The sequence below is a fragment of the Flavobacteriales bacterium genome (assembly GCA_016779995.1).
Taxonomy (GTDB): Bacteria; Bacteroidota; Bacteroidia; order Flavobacteriales; family UBA7312; genus UBA8444.
The window spans coordinates 25,044-42,629 of record JADHMO010000004.1; the positions used below are offsets into that span (position 1 = coordinate 25,044).

13 protein-coding genes are annotated in these 17,586 nt (G+C 37.6%); 5 read left to right on the forward strand and 8 right to left on the reverse strand.

The window, feature by feature from the left end:
• Positions 1–42: 42 nt before the first annotated feature.
• Positions 43–2,787 carry a metallophosphoesterase gene (locus tag ISP71_03925; GenBank protein ID MBL6663234.1) on the reverse strand — a complete coding sequence of 915 codons (2,745 nt, stop codon included), beginning with the start codon at positions 2,785–2,787 and terminating at the stop codon, positions 43–45.
• 233 nt (positions 2,788–3,020) lie between these two features.
• Between ISP71_03925 and ISP71_03930 the strand changes: the two genes are divergently transcribed.
• Positions 3,021–5,408: a S46 family peptidase gene (locus ISP71_03930; GenBank protein ID MBL6663235.1), complete on the forward strand. Its 2,388-nt coding sequence runs from the start codon at positions 3,021–3,023 to the stop codon at positions 5,406–5,408.
• 144 nt (positions 5,409–5,552) lie between these two features.
• Here the strand turns inward: ISP71_03930 and ISP71_03935 are convergent, their stop codons facing one another.
• On the reverse strand, positions 5,553–5,963 hold the full coding sequence (locus ISP71_03935; GenBank protein MBL6663236.1) for a hypothetical protein: 411 nt from the start codon (positions 5,961–5,963) through the stop codon (positions 5,553–5,555).
• Positions 5,964–6,130: 167 nt separating this feature from the next.
• Here ISP71_03935 and ISP71_03940 point away from each other — a divergent pair, with 167 nt between their 5' ends.
• A complete protein-coding gene (locus ISP71_03940; protein ID MBL6663237.1) occupies positions 6,131–7,102 on the forward strand; it encodes a class I SAM-dependent methyltransferase in 972 nt (323 codons plus the stop codon).
• Positions 7,103–7,105: 3 nt separating this feature from the next.
• Here ISP71_03940 and ISP71_03945 read toward each other — a convergent pair whose 3' ends face one another.
• From ISP71_03945 to ISP71_03955, 3 genes are read right to left on the reverse strand one after another with little or no spacing between them, the layout of a single operon-like run.
• Complete coding sequence (locus ISP71_03945; protein MBL6663238.1) at positions 7,106–8,995, reverse strand: amidophosphoribosyltransferase; 1,890 nt, start codon at positions 8,993–8,995, stop codon at positions 7,106–7,108.
• 37 nt (positions 8,996–9,032) lie between these two features.
• Positions 9,033–10,070, reverse strand: coding sequence for an amidohydrolase family protein (locus ISP71_03950; GenBank protein ID MBL6663239.1), 1,038 nt, complete (start codon positions 10,068–10,070; stop codon positions 9,033–9,035).
• Between the two features lie 9 nt (positions 10,071–10,079).
• Positions 10,080–10,607, reverse strand: a complete 528-nt coding sequence (locus ISP71_03955; protein MBL6663240.1) for a 3-hydroxyanthranilate 3,4-dioxygenase — start codon at positions 10,605–10,607, stop codon at positions 10,080–10,082.
• A 55-nt stretch (positions 10,608–10,662) separates the two neighbouring features.
• Here ISP71_03955 and ISP71_03960 point away from each other — a divergent pair, with 55 nt between their 5' ends.
• The 3 genes from ISP71_03960 (at position 10,663) to ISP71_03970 (ending at position 13,428) form a co-directional block, all read left to right on the forward strand.
• Positions 10,663–11,445: an SDR family oxidoreductase gene (locus tag ISP71_03960; protein ID MBL6663241.1), complete on the forward strand. Its 783-nt coding sequence runs from the start codon at positions 10,663–10,665 to the stop codon at positions 11,443–11,445.
• Positions 11,446–11,456: 11 nt separating this feature from the next.
• Positions 11,457–12,896, forward strand: a complete 1,440-nt coding sequence (locus tag ISP71_03965) for an aldehyde dehydrogenase (protein MBL6663242.1) — start codon at positions 11,457–11,459, stop codon at positions 12,894–12,896.
• Between the two features lie 118 nt (positions 12,897–13,014).
• Positions 13,015–13,428: a CBS domain-containing protein gene (locus tag ISP71_03970; GenBank protein ID MBL6663243.1), complete on the forward strand. Its 414-nt coding sequence runs from the start codon at positions 13,015–13,017 to the stop codon at positions 13,426–13,428.
• A gap of 43 nt (positions 13,429–13,471) precedes the next feature.
• Here the strand turns inward: ISP71_03970 and ISP71_03975 are convergent, their stop codons facing one another.
• From ISP71_03975 to ISP71_03985, 3 genes are all read right to left on the reverse strand, one after another.
• Positions 13,472–13,723, reverse strand: coding sequence for a hypothetical protein (locus tag ISP71_03975; protein ID MBL6663244.1), 252 nt, complete (start codon positions 13,721–13,723; stop codon positions 13,472–13,474).
• Positions 13,724–13,800: 77 nt separating this feature from the next.
• Positions 13,801–16,674, reverse strand: coding sequence for a GH92 family glycosyl hydrolase (locus ISP71_03980; protein ID MBL6663245.1), 2,874 nt, complete (start codon positions 16,672–16,674; stop codon positions 13,801–13,803).
• Positions 16,675–16,678: 4 nt separating this feature from the next.
• Entirely contained in the window at positions 16,679–17,584 is a 906-nt protein-coding gene (locus ISP71_03985; protein MBL6663246.1) for an ROK family protein, read from the reverse strand.
• Positions 17,585–17,586: the final 2 nt, after the last annotated feature.

A 17,586-nucleotide genomic window follows, 5' to 3' on the forward strand; every position in this document is an offset into this window, starting at 1 on the left:
CTTAGCAATTCGTAATTGTTGATTTTTTAAACTAACTATCACTTACTTAACAAGTATAAAATTACCCATGATTTCTCTTTTTGAACTTTTTAAAATTAAATAATACCTTCCGCTTTCTACACCATTTAATCCTATTGAGAATGACTCTGAATCCGTTTGTCCTGTACGTATAGTATTACCGTTTTGATTGACAATTCTATACATATAATTATCTTGTAGGTTTTGAGGTAAAATTACATTCAATTGGCTTACTGTTGGGTTAGGGTATACCTGTAATTGCCCTAAAGTATTAACTTCCAAGATGTTTGTAGTATCGAAATCATCACACTCATCAATTAGTGTGTATGTGTGTTCATTATTTTCAGTATGGAAGATGTAGAAACACCCCAATTTAAACTGTAACGCTTCCATAAATCCATTCTCAAAATTATCCATATGATACATATCAATGGCTAATACTCTACCGTTATAAAGTGAACGTACAGTGCTCCCCTTAGTGTGACCAATGATAACTCTTTCCACTCCAAGATTAGTTACAAATTCATCTACTTGGCTTTGTGTTAATTCTTCTTCTGCCATTCCTCTATACCAATACACTCCGTCAGAACCATTGACAATATCACAATCTGTATTGTTGCAATCGCCATTCATTTCTAAGCGACCATATTCATTCATTTGATTATATGTTAGGTTCAAAGCTGAAACCTCTGGGCTAATTCCTCCGTGCATAAAGGCATAATCTCCTATGCGTTCAATAATGTTCTTAGAGCGTAACCACCTACCAAGCTCAGTATTATTGTCATACAGTTCTATCATTCTCTTACCCATTAAATGGGCATTATTAAAATATTTCACTTCAACATATCGCCAATCATCTTCCAAATTAAACATCTCATGATTGCCAATTATCAAATGAACTTTCCCTCCTTGAGCTTTAGCCTCATCCTCAAGTTTATATAATAACCACATGCATTCGGTAACATGGTGTCCTCTATCGAATAAATCACCGCTGATAATAAGATGACCATTACCATAAATCCATTTAAACTCGTCATCAATAATACCTTCACCTTTCAATAACATCGTGAATGCTTCTATATGTCCATCAAAGTCTGAAACAGAGAAGAATTTTGAGGGTGTAGTATCCTGTTCCGAAGGTTCAATCGATATTTGATTTTTTAAAGGAAATGAAAAGCTTGTGCTCATATGTGGTAAATAGCACGTTAAAACTATTTCAGACGTAGAATTGTAGGTATTGCTCACCACCCCAGTTGTTGTCACTTCTTCTACAATAATGGTATTCCCTTCATAAGACACATAAGGCCCATCTTGTGAATATTGAAAGTCGGAGGTTATAAAACAATCAAAGGAAAGGTCCGAATTACTTGTACTTCTATTATGTAAAGAGATGGCTATTACATTTATACCATTTACAAATAAACTAGTATCAAGTTTATAGGTGTAAAATTCATTTTCATTAGATGAATTACCACTTTGCCTTGCTGTTGTGGTATGATTTATTTGTCCCAAAGGCATTAATTCTGTACGAAAAGCTTCTTGACCGTTTATGTACACCACAGCAGCATCGTCGTGTATCAAATGCATATACACATTATTAAGTTGATTAAGGTTCGAAATATTTACTTTCTTTCTTAAGAAGTAAGCGGCTAAACCGCTATTAAATTCGGTTTGCTGATCACTTTCACCAAAACCAAAATGCCCCATGCCTATACTCCAAGAACTGTCGTTATATTCAATAGATGTCCAATTTGAACCAGATGAAAATGTAGAATCGAAATAGCTCCAAGCACTTCCCGCAGAAAAGAAAAGCGTATCGACTTCTGAGATGACATGAACTGTTTTAGTGAATGTATTATTAGTGCTATCTGAATCAATTCCGTTGATAGCATTTACTTCAGCTTTAACAGTATAAGTCCCTAAAGTGGAAAAGTCAGCCATTTGAGAAAAGGTGAATGATGAACTTTGACCTGGATTTAATGTCTCTTGGCTAGTATCTGTTGCAACTAAATCATTATCTATATAATATAAAATTTCAAAATTATTTATCGTTAAATTTCCAAAATTCTTAACATCTACTTTTATAGGAATGGATGAAGTAGAATACATATATTCATTGGGTTGTTGAATTGATGTTACAGCCAAATCTACATCCGAAAGTGAAGTATACTCAATAACAAGTTTGGCGGATTTCGAGGGGTCTTCATTAAACGAAAATGCCCTTCTTTTGGCGTCAGAACCACCGTTTCCAGTCAGAATAAAAGAAACTGCATTACCAAACTGCCAACCGTTTAAAGCAAGTACTTCACTAACTATATCACTTAAATCTGGTGTTCGTTGATTTATTCCCGATTCATTGTCACTCCATGGCTCAGTTAGCGTCCAACTCACTTCTGCAAGTGTGGTGTTTCTACTAGAAATATTAGTTTCTTCATTCGAAAAAGTAATCGAATTATTTGAGCTTTCTCCTTTAATATTTATGCTAACATCTCCTGAATATGAACCGTCAGCAGTAAATTGTATGTAAGCATTATTTATTACAGAGTTTGCTGGAATGTTGATATCAGCAAAACGGAGTCCAATGGTTTGCAGTCCTTGACTGTTCCAAGAATCATAGACCAATTCAATATCGGAACTCGAAATAGTTACGTAAGAACCATCAAATTTTTCTTCCGCATCATCTGATGACGATTGAATGTATTGTTCAAATGTTTGAGCCGATAATTCAGAAAAAAATAATACTAAAAAAAGAGTCAATAATTGTTTCATTGCTTTAAGTTATTTTGTTATTAATTAAGGTTCAAACTTAGTTTTTAATCTTTTGCCTAATTATATCCTAATATTATATAACTATTAAATAAACCGCAACAATTATTAAGTTTTCATAAAGAATTCTTATTAAAAACTCACATTCCATTGTTCATTAGTTTATATAAGTTTAAGCTCTCATGAGGTGCTTTTTTGTTTAATTTGCACAAACCCAATTCTCAAAAAAAACTATTATGTTCAAAAAACTATTTACTACTACAATGGCGCTATGCTTGGCTTTGCTTTCAGTAAAAGCTGACGAAGGCATGTGGTTGCCACTTTTGTTGCAAGACAATGAAGCCGATATGCAAAATTTAGGTTTGCAACTTACGGCACAAGATATTTATGACATCAACAACTCATCTTTGAAAGATGCGGTAGTTTCATTAGGCGGATTTTGTACTGCCGAAATGGTTTCTGACCAAGGGCTACTGTTGACCAACCACCACTGTGGTTATGGACAGATACAGTCTCACTCAACGGTAAGTAACGATTACTTGACCGATGGCTTTTGGGCTATGGACAGAAGTGAAGAACTAGAAAACGAAGACTTATTTGTTTCTTTCCTTGTTCGTATGGAAGATGTAACAGAGCGTATGAACACCGCTTTGGACTCAGTTTCTGATGAAGATAGAAGTAGCGTTATCCGTAAACTTTCTGCCGAAATAGTAGCAGAAGCTACCGATAGCACACACTACAATGCTAGAGTAAAATCATTCTTTGGTGGCAACGACTTCTACCTTATGGTGTACGAAACTTTTAACGATGTACGTTTGGTAGGTGCGCCACCATCATCTATTGGAAAATACGGTGGCGATACGGACAACTGGATGTGGCCAAGACATACAGGAGATTTTGCTCTATTTAGAGTCTATTGTGGCCCTGATGGTAAGCCTGCCGAATATTCTGAGGATAATATTCCTTACACACCAAAGCACCACTTCCCTATTTCTTTAGATGGTGTACAAGACGGAGATTTCTCTATGATAATGGGTTTCCCAGGGTCTACAGACAGATACCTTTCTTCTTGGGGTGTGCAACAAGCTATTGAGCAATACAACCCAACGGTGGTTAAGATTAGAGATAGAAAACTAGAAGTTATGCGTGCCCATATGGACGCTAAAGAAAAAGTACGTATTCAGTATGCTTCTAAATTTGCTAGAACGGCTAATTACTGGAAGTACTACATTGGCCAGACTAAAGGCTTAAAGCGTATGAATGTTTACGACCAAAAGAAAGCCTTAGAAGATCAGTTCACGGCTTGGGTTAATGTCAGTGATGAGCGTGTAGAAAAATATGGTGAAGCTCTAGATATGTTAGCCGATGCCTATTACGACAATGAGAAAATTAACGAGGTTCGTATTTTCTTGAACGAGGCGGTATTCCAAGGTGCTGAAGTCTTCTACTTCATTTATCAGATTCAGGACGCTATCAAAAACTTACCTGAAGACCCTAAAGCTAAGCGATTGGCTATCAACGAACTGAAAGATATCGCACGTGAGCACTTTAAGGATTACAACAAAGATTTAGATCAAGATTTATTTGCTGAACTATTGGAATTGTACAACGACAATGTGCCGTATAGCAAACAACCCGATGCCTTTGAAAAGGTTAGAAATCATAACTACACTAAAGGCGATTGGCACAAGTTTGCAGCCTACGTTTACAAGACTTCTCCCTTTGTGAGTCAAAGTAAATTCTTTGCTTTTCTAGAAAGACCATCGGTATATAAATTGGAAAAAGACTATGCTGTGCGTATGTTCAACTCCATTATGGACCACTACATGGACAAAATTAGTGAGAAGAGAAAAGAGGTTAGAGAGAATTTGGCAAAAGGAGAACGTTTATACATCGCTGGTTTAAGAGAGATGTTGCCAAACAAAAAATTCTATCCTAATGCCAATTCTACTATGCGTTTGACTTACGGACAAGTCGGCGATTATACACCGGGTGATGCTATGCACTACGACTTCATCACTACTTTTGATGGTTTGATGGAAAAGATGGACAATTCGGACGATGAGTTTATGGTGCCTGAACGTTTGCAAGAACTATACAAGGCTAAAGACTACGGTAGATATGCCGATGAAGATGGTAACCTTATCATTAACTTCATTAGTGGAAACGACATTACTGGTGGTAACTCTGGTAGCCCTGTACTGAATGCTTATGGCGAATTGATAGGTACAGCCTTTGATGGCAACTGGGAAGCTATGAGTGGCGATATCGCTTTTGAAAACGATATACAACGTACCATTTCGGTAGATGCACGATACATTATGTTCATCATAGATAAGTTTGCTGGTGCTACTCACCTCATTGACGAGATGACCATTGCCCCAAACCGACCACGACCACTAAGTGCTGAAGAACAAGCAGCTAAAGATGCTGAAGACGCTATGAACGATCCGCTAACCATAGTAAACAAACTCAGTACGATTAACTATTTGGGTCAGGAAATTCCTGTTATTAAAATGCACTCTTTTGGCTCTGCCTTTGATTTGGCAGTCGCTCAGTTTGGTAGTGATTCCAACACTTTATTCTATTGGAGAGGTACGGTTTATACCACTGAAAAAAGATAATAATATTCCATTACCATATTAAAAAGCCTCACCAATTTGGTGGGGCTTTTTTATGCTCTAGACACAACCTTAGCTTAGCTCTGCTAATCTATCTCCACCCAATAGCTATCGAAACAAGAGGAGTGAAAAGGTGTTTTTACATAATTATTTGGTAATGGATTCTAACGTATGGCTTTGATAACTGTAATTACTAGGTACTATGTATGAGACACATTTTGGACTCCGCTTTTGTCGGAAAGTCAATTTACAATATGGGTTAGCACGCTTTTTGGGCAGTAAACCAATAAATTGATAAGATGCATTTATTAAATATGCCTCCTCTTCAGCTGTTAAAAGTATCTCATTAACGGAATCCGGGGTGTTAATTAATAAAGCTTCAAATTCACATATATATGATGAATTGAAATAAAAGGTAAAATAGTCGTATTGACTTGTATCAACAGAGCCTAAACAGTCTTTAATCTGTTTTGGTTTAGTGATATAGCCAGGGTTTCCATTATCTTGTAAACTGCACCACCCATTTCCATCTAAAATAAGGTCGTAATCTAAATCCAAGGTGTCGGCTTGTTCTTCTTACCCCAATAGACATACTGGCAGCAGCAATAATAGAAGTAGTTTTTTCATTCTTTCTTGGCTTTGAGTTAATGATTAAACAAACTTGCTATAAGTACAACGAATATAATGTTTTTGTGTTATATGTCGCTTTTCTGTACTTTAGACCAATGAAACTTATAACCATAGATGACTTTATAGATGTCTATTCTAAAAGTAAACAAAGAGGAATAGAATATCTACTTTCTAAATTGACGTTCAGTCAAATGTCTAGAACTAAAAGTGCCTTCAATCAACAAAAAATCATTCATTCTAATTGGTGGATAGTCCCAATGGTTAGAAAACGTTGGAATAGCTTAATCAGTGGCGACGAAAATCAGACTTATGAGGAGTATATGATGACTAAAATACTCCACAATGAAAAAAAGCTAAAACTATTATCGATTGGAAGTGGAGTTTGTAGCCACGAATTAAAATTGGCTGAGTACAACAATTTTGAAGAAATTGTATGTGTGGATTTAGCACAAAATCGACTAAATGAAGCTAAAGAAGTCGCCCTGAGCAAAGGGCTTAAAAATATGCATTTCGTATGTGCAGACTTCTTCAAACACCATTTTAAAAATGAGTATTATGACATCGTATTTTTTCATCAGTCTCTACATCATTTTAAGCATGTTGAGCATTTGCTCACAACAAAAATTTCTAATTGCTTAAAACCTAATGGTAAAGTTGTTATTAATGAATTTGTTGGACCTAGCAGAATGCAACTCCCAAAAAATCAAATCAAAGCAATAAACAAAGCTTTAAAAATTATTCCTAAACAATTTAGAAGTCGTTTTAAAACGGGGCAAGTAAAAAATAACTTTTACGGTTCTGGTGTTTTACGAATGATTTTGGCTGACCCTTCAGAATGTATTGATTCAGCTAATATTTTGCCGAGTTTACACAAGTATTTTAACCCACTTGTTGAAAAAGGTTTTGGGGGAGATATCCTAATGCATGTACTAAAAGATATCTCTCATCATTTTGTTGATACTGACCAAGAAAAAGAAAAAATACTTAATGCCTTGTTTGAATTTGAAGATAACTACTTAAAGTCGAATAAGTCCGATTTTGTTTTTGGAATCTATCAGAAAAAGTAGCTTTTAATACGCCCTTTCGTTTTTCCCTTCTATGTAGTTGATAAAAGATTTATTGACGACTCTATTGCCCCCCGTAGTTGGATAGTTGCCCGTAAAGTACCAATCGCCTTGGTGGTCGGGACAAGAGGCGTGCAAATCACTAATCTTTTGATAAATGATATTGACTTTAGCGTTAATGTTGTCTGGAGTCAATAGCTGGGCTATTTTCTTAGATATCTGAACAGCACTAAAAGGAGCATAGATGGCTTGTACGTAATTTTCTACTTGCTCATCGTCATCACAACAGTTCAAACAGTTTTGATATACCTCATCTATAATGTGCTCTTGCCCACTTTCTTTCAGTAAGGTAATGGCGGCTTGAAAAGCAATGAAATCGCCCAACTTAGCCATATCTATACCGTAGCAATCGGGATAACGTATTTGTGGGGCAGAAGATACGATGATAATTTGCTTAGGGTTAAGCCTATCCAAAATGCGTAAAATACTTTGTTTGAGAGTCGTTCCTCTGACAATGCTATCGTCAATCATAACGAGGTTATCCGTAGACTTAACCGTGCCGTAGGTAATGTCATAAACGTGAGCCACCAAATCGTCTCTACTATCGTCTTGTGTAATGAAAGTACGGAGTTTAGCATCTTTAATAGCAATTTTTTCGGCACGAATACTAGATGACATAATTCTTGTAATGTCTTCTTGAGTAGGGTTGTCTAAAGCTAGTATTTCCTTGGTTTTTTCTACATTCAAAGCCTCGTTCATACCCTTCATCATACCATAAAAAGAGACTTCTGCCGTATTAGGAATAAAAGAAAATACAGTGTTTTTTAAGTCGTTGTTTATGGTTTTGAGTATAGTAGGACACAGACGTTTCCCCAAGTTCATACGTTCTTGATAAATGTCTTGGTCATTGCCTCTAGAAAAATAGATGCGCTCGAAAGAACAGGCCTTACGTTCCAATTGTGGCTTGACCGAAACCATAGCATAACTACCGTCTTTTTTGACTACTAGAGCATGCCCTCGTTCTATCTCTTTTATACTTTCTGCTGGGACATTAAAAGCCGTTTGTATGACAGGTCTTTCAGAAGTGGCTACTATTATTTCATCATCGATATAGTAGTAGGCTGGTCGTATTCCTGCTGGGTCTCTCAACACAAAAGCATCGCCATGTCCGAACATTCCACACATAACATATCCGCCGTCCCAATGCTTAGCCGAATTGGTCAATACATCTTGTATGTCTAGCTCTTCAGCAATCACTTTAGAAATTTCTTTCTTGCTGTATTCGTCTCGTTTATCGTAATAGATTCTGTCGTTTTCTTCGTCTAAAAAATGCCCTATCTTCTCTAAGATAGTTACTGTGTCGGCCTTTTCCTTGGGGTGTTGCCCTATCTCTACCAACTGATTGAAAAGTTCGTCCACATTGGTCATGTTGAAGTTTCCCGCTAAGACCAATGAACGTGTTCGCCAATTACTTTGACGCAAAAAAGGATGGCACTGCTCAATGCCATTTCCACCATAAGTGCCATAACGCAAATGCCCCAAAAGCATCTCACCAGTAAAAGCGACGTTTTCTTGCAACCACTTGATATCATTGAACTTTTGTGGGTCGGTTTTCATCAATTTTACAAATCGCTTGTTAACGTATTCGAATAAATCTTGAATGGGTTTGTTGGCATTAGAACGGTGACGACTAATATATCGACTGCCTAAAGGAACATCTAGGTTTATAGTCGCTAAACCTGCTCCATCTTGACCTCTATTGTGTTGCTTTTCCATAAGCAAACACATTTTGTTAATTCCGTATAGGGGAGTGCCATATTTTTCAGCGTAGTACTCTAGTGGCTTTCTCAGTCTTAAAAAAGCTATTCCACATTCGTGCTTAATGGCATCACTCATAGAGGTACATATTTGAACGGCAAATGTAAGTCATTTCTTACAAAAAATTAGATTTTTTCATGCCCAACCAATCCAGCACATTTTTACACCAAATATCTTGTCCCTCTTGTTGGCTTAACACCCCAATCTCAACAGCATAATCCAAAACTCTACCAGGGTATGAAGTGCCTACACCTTCCATTTCTCCTAAAGGGTAAGGGTCGTCTAAACCCATCATTATTTGACTAGCTCCCACCCGTTTTTTGAGTAAGTCAAGGGTATAAGAATCGTGTACCAAAGTATCGAAAAATAGATTTTTGTGTCCCAATGTTTTTCTGGGGTCTTCCATTTCTGCGAAGATGTCAGGACGACCGTCAAAGCCTTGTATCCTTCTACCATAATTGGCAATACCTAACATGCCTCCATGGGCAAAGCTAGTACGTATATTGGGGAATTTATTGGGCAAGTTTCTAAGTGTGAAAAGGTGTAAGGTATCAGCACATTGCGCCATCATCCACACCAAATGAAAACGCCAATATTGATTTTTTAATGCTATCATTTTCTCCCCATCGTAAGGGTGTATCTGAACAGCTAATCCGTATTTATTGGCCAATTCGTATATGGGGTCAACATCGGATTCGGCAGTAGATAACCACTCGCCTTTGGCATTTAAAAAATGGGTAGGCAAACAAAGTACTTTTAAACCCAATTGTACACATCGCTCAATTTCCTTGAGTGCAAAGTCCATATATAAGGGCTGAACCACAAAACCACAAGTAAACTTGTCGGGGTGGTCAGCTTGTACTGAAGCATTAAAATCATTTTGAAAACGGATAGCATCAAAACAATCTTGCTGGTCCCAACCGTTGCAGTACAATTGTGATAAACACAACATGACGCTATGGTCAATTTGGTATTTGCGCATCCACTCAATTTTCTCTTTGATAAAAAAACTAGGGTCACTAATTGGTCTAGACCAATCGCCTTGCCTCATAAACTTTTTGTCTTCATCAATCCAAAACAGTTTTTTATCCTTCATAAACTTTGGAATCTGAGAAGGTTCGGGCAATATATGTCCGTGTCCATTTATTCGCATAATGTCTATTTAAATAAACTTTTCATCAACTTCCATCACTTCGCCAGTAACAGGACATGTTCTCAACTTTTCGTTGGTGTAAAAACGTTTGAAAACTGGTAAAAAATCTTTTTCAATATTCGTCAAATGAAAGTACTCCTCGTACAAAAGATGATTGGCAGTATCAGAAAACCACATTAAACCGTCTTTATCATTTTCTCCCCTTTTTCTTTCAATAACTAAGCCTACAGAACCTTCCGACCTAATAGGAGAGTGTGGAATTTTGCCTGGCAAAAGAAACATTTCTCCCTCTTTAATGGGGATTTCAACCGCTTTTCCTTCGTGCTGAATTTTAACTATAATATCTCCCTCGATTTGATAAAACAACTCTTCTGTTTCGTTGTAATGATAATCTTTTCTAGCGTTTGGGCCTCCGACTATCATAACGATAAAATCTCCGGCTTCTACGTATAAATTTTTGTTTCCTACTGGTGGTTTGAGTAAATCTCTGTTATCTTCAATCCATTGGTGTAAGTTAAAAGGTGCTTTGAATGACATAAGTAATAGTTTTGTTTGTTCAGCAATTTACACAAATTTGGCTATTTTTGGGGCTATGGATTTAGACTTATTAGGCAAAAACGCCCTTGTTTGTGGTAGCACTCAAGGAATTGGGAAAGCTACTGCCCTAGCTCTAGCTAAAATGGGCGCAACCGTATATCTTCTAGCAAGGAATGAAGAAAAACTTAAAGAAGTGAAAAGTCAGCTCGACAATAGCAAAGGTCAAAATCACGACTACTTGTGTGCCGATTTCTCTGATGTAAATAAGCTAAAAAGTGTAGCTCAAGAGTTAGAGCATAAAAACATACACATACTTATAAACAATACCGGTGGACCAGCAGGCGGACCCATTACCTCAGCCCAAAGCCAGGATTTTGAAAAGGCTTTTCAAATGCATGTGGTATGCAACCAAATCTTATCTCAAGCAGTAGTAGAAAGTATGAAAAAAGCTTGTTATGGCAGAATCGTAAATGTGATTTCTACTTCTGTAAAAGTGCCTATTAATGGCTTAGGCGTATCCAACACCATTCGAGGTGCAGTAGCAAGTTGGGCAAAAACGATGGCCAACGAATTGGGACAATATGGCGTTACCGTCAATAATGTCTTGCCAGGTTTTACGAATACCAACCGTCTCAAAACTCTAATTAGTAAAAAAGCCCAAGTCCAACAAGTTAGTGAAGAACACATCGCTAATAGCATGTTGTCTACAGTTCCTGCCTCTCGCTTTGGTGAGGCTGAAGAAGTGGCTAATGCTATCGCTTTTTTATGCTCTCCCGCTGCCGCTTACATCAACGGAATTAACGTCCCTGTTGATGGTGGACGTACCGGCACACTTTAAACAACTACCCTATGAAAAAAATACTCAATTATATAGACGGCAACTTACAAGATGCACTATCTAAAGAAGTTATAGAAAATGAAAGCCCTGTGAATGGCAAGGTGTTTTCTCATATTGCCGATAGCGATAAGGAAGATGTAGAATTGGCTGTACAAGCAGCCAAAAAAGCTTTTCCTTTTTGGAGTGGATTGAGTAAAAAAGAACGTCACGACCATTTAATGCGCCTTGCAGATGGTATAGAAGCACGTTTTGATGAAATGGCAATTGCTGAAAGTTTAGACAATGGCAAACCCGAATGGTTGGCCAAACAAGTGGATATCCCTCGAGCTTCTGAAAACTTGCGTTTTTTTGCAACAGCATCTTTACATTTTTCTTCTCAGATGCACGATATGGACGGCAAAGCCATCAATTATACCGCACGTGAACCCATAGGAGTAGTGGGCTGTATTTCGCCTTGGAACTTGCCCATATATTTATTTACGTGGAAAATTGCTCCTGCTTTAGCAGCAGGAAATACCGTTGTTGCAAAACCTTCGGAAGTGACTCCTTATACGGCTTATTTGTTGAGTGAAATTTGCCAAGAAATAGGCTTTCCTAAGGGAGTGCTAAATATTGTTCACGGCTATGGGCATAAAGTAGGCGCGGCTATAAGTAACCACCCTGATACGCCTGTCATTTCATTTACTGGCGGCACAGTTACTGGAGCGAAAATTGCTGAAGTAGCAGCGCCAATGTTCAAAAAGTTATCTCTAGAGTTGGGCGGTAAAAATCCTAATATCGTATTTGCTGATGCTAATTTTAAAGATGCTTTAGAGATGGCCGTTAAAGCTTCCTTTAGAAACCAAGGACAAATCTGTTTGTGTGGCTCTCGACTCTTTGTCGAAGAATCCATTTATCAAAAATTTAAAACTGCTTTTGTGGAAAAAACAAAGCAATTGAAAGTGGGTGACCCTAAAGAAAATAACGACCTAGGCGCAGTGGTTTCTAAAGACCATATGCACAAGATATTAGAGAAAATAGAACTTGCCAAAAAAGAAGGTGGACAAATTTTATGTGGTGGTGAGCGTGTCTATTTAGATGGCGAACTTAGTGAAGGCTATTACATCGCCCCCACAATTATTGAAGGCTTAGACCATCTGTGCCGTACCAATCAAGAAGAAATTTTTGGTCCAGTAGTCAGCATTATGCCCTTTAAAAACGAAGAAGAAGTTATTGCCATGGCAAACAGTACTCGTTACGGATTGGCCGCTAGTATATTCACACAAGATATCAGCAAGGGGCATAGAGTAGCTGCTAAAGTCAATTCAGGAATAGTATGGATTAATACTTGGATGATGCGTGACTTACGTATCCCCTTTGGTGGCATGAAAGATTCTGGCGTAGGACGTGAAGGAGGATTCAAGTCACTCGAGTTTTTTACTGAACCCAAAAATGTATGTCTAAAAATATAGTGACATAAATCATAATTTTAAGCCCATCTTAGTATTACCTTAGTTATAGTATAAGCCATCTGACCTTAAAGTGTTTCATTGATGATAAATAAGTATTAATTTTTAAAATGAATGAAAAATGAAAAAAAGAACACCCGTTTCCAAAATTATGTCTAGCGACATCATTACAGTTAACAAAACTCAATCCATCAGAGAAGTTAGTGACATCATAGAAGGTAAAAACATCCGTCATGTCCCTGTTGTTTCTGGAGATAAAGTTATAGGAATGCTGAGTAAGGTAGATTTACAAAAAATCAGCTTTGTAAACAGCTACGATAACGATGGTTTGACAACAGCTATGTACGATAATTTAAATATAGAGCAAGTGATGACCAAAGATGTTAAAGTGGTTCAAAAAGACGATACCATTTATGAAGTCGCTACTATATTATCTAAAAATGAATTTCATTCGCTACCTGTAGTTGAAGAAGAAAAATTGGTAGGAATTGTTACCACAACAGACCTTATCAAATATCTAGTTGAGCAATACTAAAGGCTATTGTTAAGATAGTGGCTATCGTTTTATAGCCATTATCTTACTTTAAATACGGGTCTACGTATTTAATGTCTTTGTGGTTTAATACCCACATACTGTTTTCAGAATTTCCCGAAGCTTTAAAGTGTAATTGAATACCTTCTTGGGTTTCTGCAACCTCCAAAACAGTTCCTATTTGTCTGAGGTTATTTTTTAATAATAATTCGACTTGGTTGCCTACTAATTGTTTCCAAAGTCGCTTCCCGTATGCATTCTTTTGATACAGGGCATCGAGTTCATCTTTCCAATACATTGTTATAATTTTTACATTACAAAAATGCATCAATAGTGTTAGCAGAAAGTTTTACTAAGATTAAAAAAAGGTTAAGCCTACTTTATGATAATCTCATCGGTAAACAACCAAGTTGTTCCTCCTGCACCCAAATGCCAATCCGGACAAAGTCCATAATTTTTAGCTTTAACCTTAACATAACGTGCTTGTTGAGTCACTTTGACAGAAAAATCTTGATTAAAGGAACCGTATTCTTGGTCAGAAAATGTATTGCTAATAAAAGCAACGGATTTAAAATTTTGTCCATCCTCAGACACCAAGAATTCTACCTGTGGCGGATAAAAAATCCAAGATTTGATATCTTGTAAAAAACCAATAGCTAAGTAATTAATAGACTTAACAGTTCCTAAGTCTATGGTAGCCTCTAAATCTTCTCTATAACCTTGCCAACTGCCCGTTCTATAACTTCCTGTGCCTCGTAAATAATCTATTAAGGTTTTATCTCCAGCAGCGGCATACTGGTTGGCGTATTCGCTTTGTATAGTGATACTTCTACTGCCATCAATTTTATAAAACGATGCCGATACCTCTTGACTTTGACCATTAGAAGAAAAGGCTTGGGCCTTAATTACAGCATCATCAAACAACACAATAGGTATGTCATAAATAGGCGATTCTACACTAGGCTGACTACCGTCTAAAGTGTAACGAATTATAGCTTCTTGAGCAGAGCCTAATTCTACTACTAAGCTATCCGTAAAAGTTTGACTCTCTGCCATAAAAAATGGTACAGGCGTTAACAGATTTTTAGTAATCGAAGATGGCGGTATCCCCTGACTCCCCCAATCGCTAGGCTCATCACCCATTAAAAATATAAGCTCACCACCTCGCATAATATCGCTATGCAAAAGATAACTTTTATGATAACTTCTTCCATTTAAACTAACCGACTGAATGTACTTATTGCTCGGGCTCAATTTATCTGCTCGGATAACAAAAGTTTGCCCATTTTCTAATTTTATTTGAGCCTGATCAAATAGAGGAGTTCCAATGGTGTAATAATCTAAACCGGGTGTCACACTATAAAAACCCATAGCACTCAAAACATACCAAGACGACATTTGTCCGCAGTCTTCGTTACCTGAAAGCCCATCGGGATAAATGCTGTATTGTTCTTCCATTATTTGCCGTACCCTGTGCTGAGTTTTATATGGCTTACCCACATAGTTGTATAAATACGCCATGTGATGACTTGGCTCGTTGCCGTGAGCATACTGCCCAATAAGTCCTGTAATATCTACTTGCTCTCGTCCTGAAGTTTGGCTATCGGCTGAGAATAAACTATCTAAATGTTGTTCTAACTTGTCTGGCCCACCCATCAAATCTATGTGACCTTGTATGTCTTGTGGCGTAAAGGTAGAATACTGCCAAGCGTTAGCCTCTGTATAATTGAAATTCACTTCGTCTGGCACAAAAGGACCAAACCAATTGTTGTTGACCTTGGCTCTAAAAAACTTGGTTGAGGGGTCATAGACATTTTTATAATATTGTCCTCTTTGGTAAAAATAATTAGCGACATCATCTCTTCCTAAAGAATCTGCCATCATAGCAATACACCAATCGTCATAGGCATATTCCAAAGTTTTGGATACCGACTCTGGCTCATCACTAGCCGCTATAAATCCCTTGGCTTTATAGTATTCCAAACCATCAGAATCTAAATTGGCACTGTAAATCATGGCGTCCATAGCTTCCTCAATATCGTAACCTCTTATTCCCTTGGTATAGGCGTCTGCAATAACAGGTATAGCGTGATAACCAATCATACAATTGGTATAATTGGCCGCCAACTCCCAAATGGGTAATTTGCCCCCTTGTCGGTATTGTCTTAAAAAAGTGCGAATGAATTCGTTGGTCTTTTCTTGTTCTATCAGCGTAAATAAAGGGTGTGTGGCACGAAAAGTATCCCAAAGCGAAAAAATTGTGTAATGATTATCGGTACTGTCTTGATGAATTTGCATATCCATACCCCTATACCTACCATCTATATCTGTATATAAATTTGGGTTCAATAAAGAATGGTATAAGGCAGTATAAAAAATGGTTTTGTGATTTTCATCTCTACCATGAACCTGAATTTTAGAAAGCTTAGTTTCCCATGCGTACTGTACCGATTGCTTAATTTTTTCAAAATCCCAATGTGGAATTTCAGCCTCTAAATTTTGTTGAGCACCAAGCATATCAACTGCCGAAATACCAACTTTCACAAGTAAAGGAGAGTCCAATTCTCCAAACTTCATACCCACTACTAAACTATCCGAACGGTAAACAAGCTCTTGAATAGGTGCTGAAAATTGAGCGTAAAAATGTATCCGTTGGTCTGCCGCCCACTGATTAGAGTAACGATAGCCCCTAAAGGTAACGCTGTCCACTTGTTCTAGAAAAACTGCCCTTAGTTTATCTCTGTGGTCTAAATCCAAGACTACTTGAGCCACTTCATTTTTTGGAAAAGTGTATCTATGAAAGCCCGCCCTTGGACTAACAGTCAGTTCTACTCCAATGTTATAATCGTCTAATTGCACTTGGTAAAAGCCCGGCTGTGCTAATTCATTGTCGTGAGAAAAAGACGAGCCATAACCGTCTGCCCCATCTGCTCCATTGTGGAGTAATAATTCGCCAGTGGTTGGCATAAGCAAAACATCAGCATAGTCTGAAATACCCGTTCCGCTAAGGTGAGTGTGTGAAAATCCATATATCACACTATCGGAATAATGGTAGGCTCCGCAACCGTCCCAACCCTCTAATCGTGAGTCAGGACTTAACTGTACCATTCCAAATGGACTGGCTGCTCCTGGATACGTATGCCCATGACCTCCAGTTCCTATAAAAGGATTGACATAATCTATTAATTGCTTTTGGGAAGGTTGACAAGCCACAAATATGACTGAGATAAGAAAGTAACATTTTTTCATGTTTTTAGCTGATTTCTTTCCACACCAAAGCACTAGCTCCTAAAATGGCAGCATCAGCACCATTGAGTGCAGAGGGTAAAATTTGAATTTTATTTTTATAAATACTTAGCAAATTCTCTTCCATATAATGTTTTGTGGGCTTAAATAAAAGGTCTCCCGCTTGAGCCAATCCGCCGAATAAATATATACATCGTGGACTGGTCATTGCTACGGAATTAGCCAAAGCAAAACCTAATTTTTTAGCTGTAAAATCAAAGGCATCTAATGCCCATTGTTCCCCATTATTTGCCGCCTCATAAACTTGAGCTGAAGTGTATTCTTTGGACGTTAATTCTTGTGCTGTTGTGCTGATGGCAGTAGCAGAAGCATATGTTTCTAAGCAACCTCTACGACCACAACCACAAAGACGTCCTCCTTCCTCTACAATGACATGGCCTAACTCTCCTGCAAAAGCATCATGCCCATAAACAACTTGTCCATTTATAACAATACCACTACCAAGACCTGTTCCGAGGGTTACCATAATGAAGTTGTTCACTCCTTTTGCACTGCCATAAACCATTTCACCTAAAGCTGTAGCGTTAGCGTCATTGGTAACAATTACAGGCATATCAAAATAGTCGTTGAAATAGTCTTTTAATGGGACATAATCAGGCCAATCTAAGTTGGGAGCAAATTCCACAGTGCCGTTATAATAATTGCCATTCGGCGCACCTACACCTATACCTACTGCTTCGTTTTCAGCTAGATTTTCTAACAACTGTTGCGATACGTGTTTAACCAGCTCCTTGGGGTCTTTAAAATCTGTTGTTTTAATTTTTCCTCGCCAAAGAAAATTACCACTCGATTCTACCCAACCAAATACGGTATTAGTTCCTCCTATATCTATTCCTGCGCTGACTTTTTTCATCT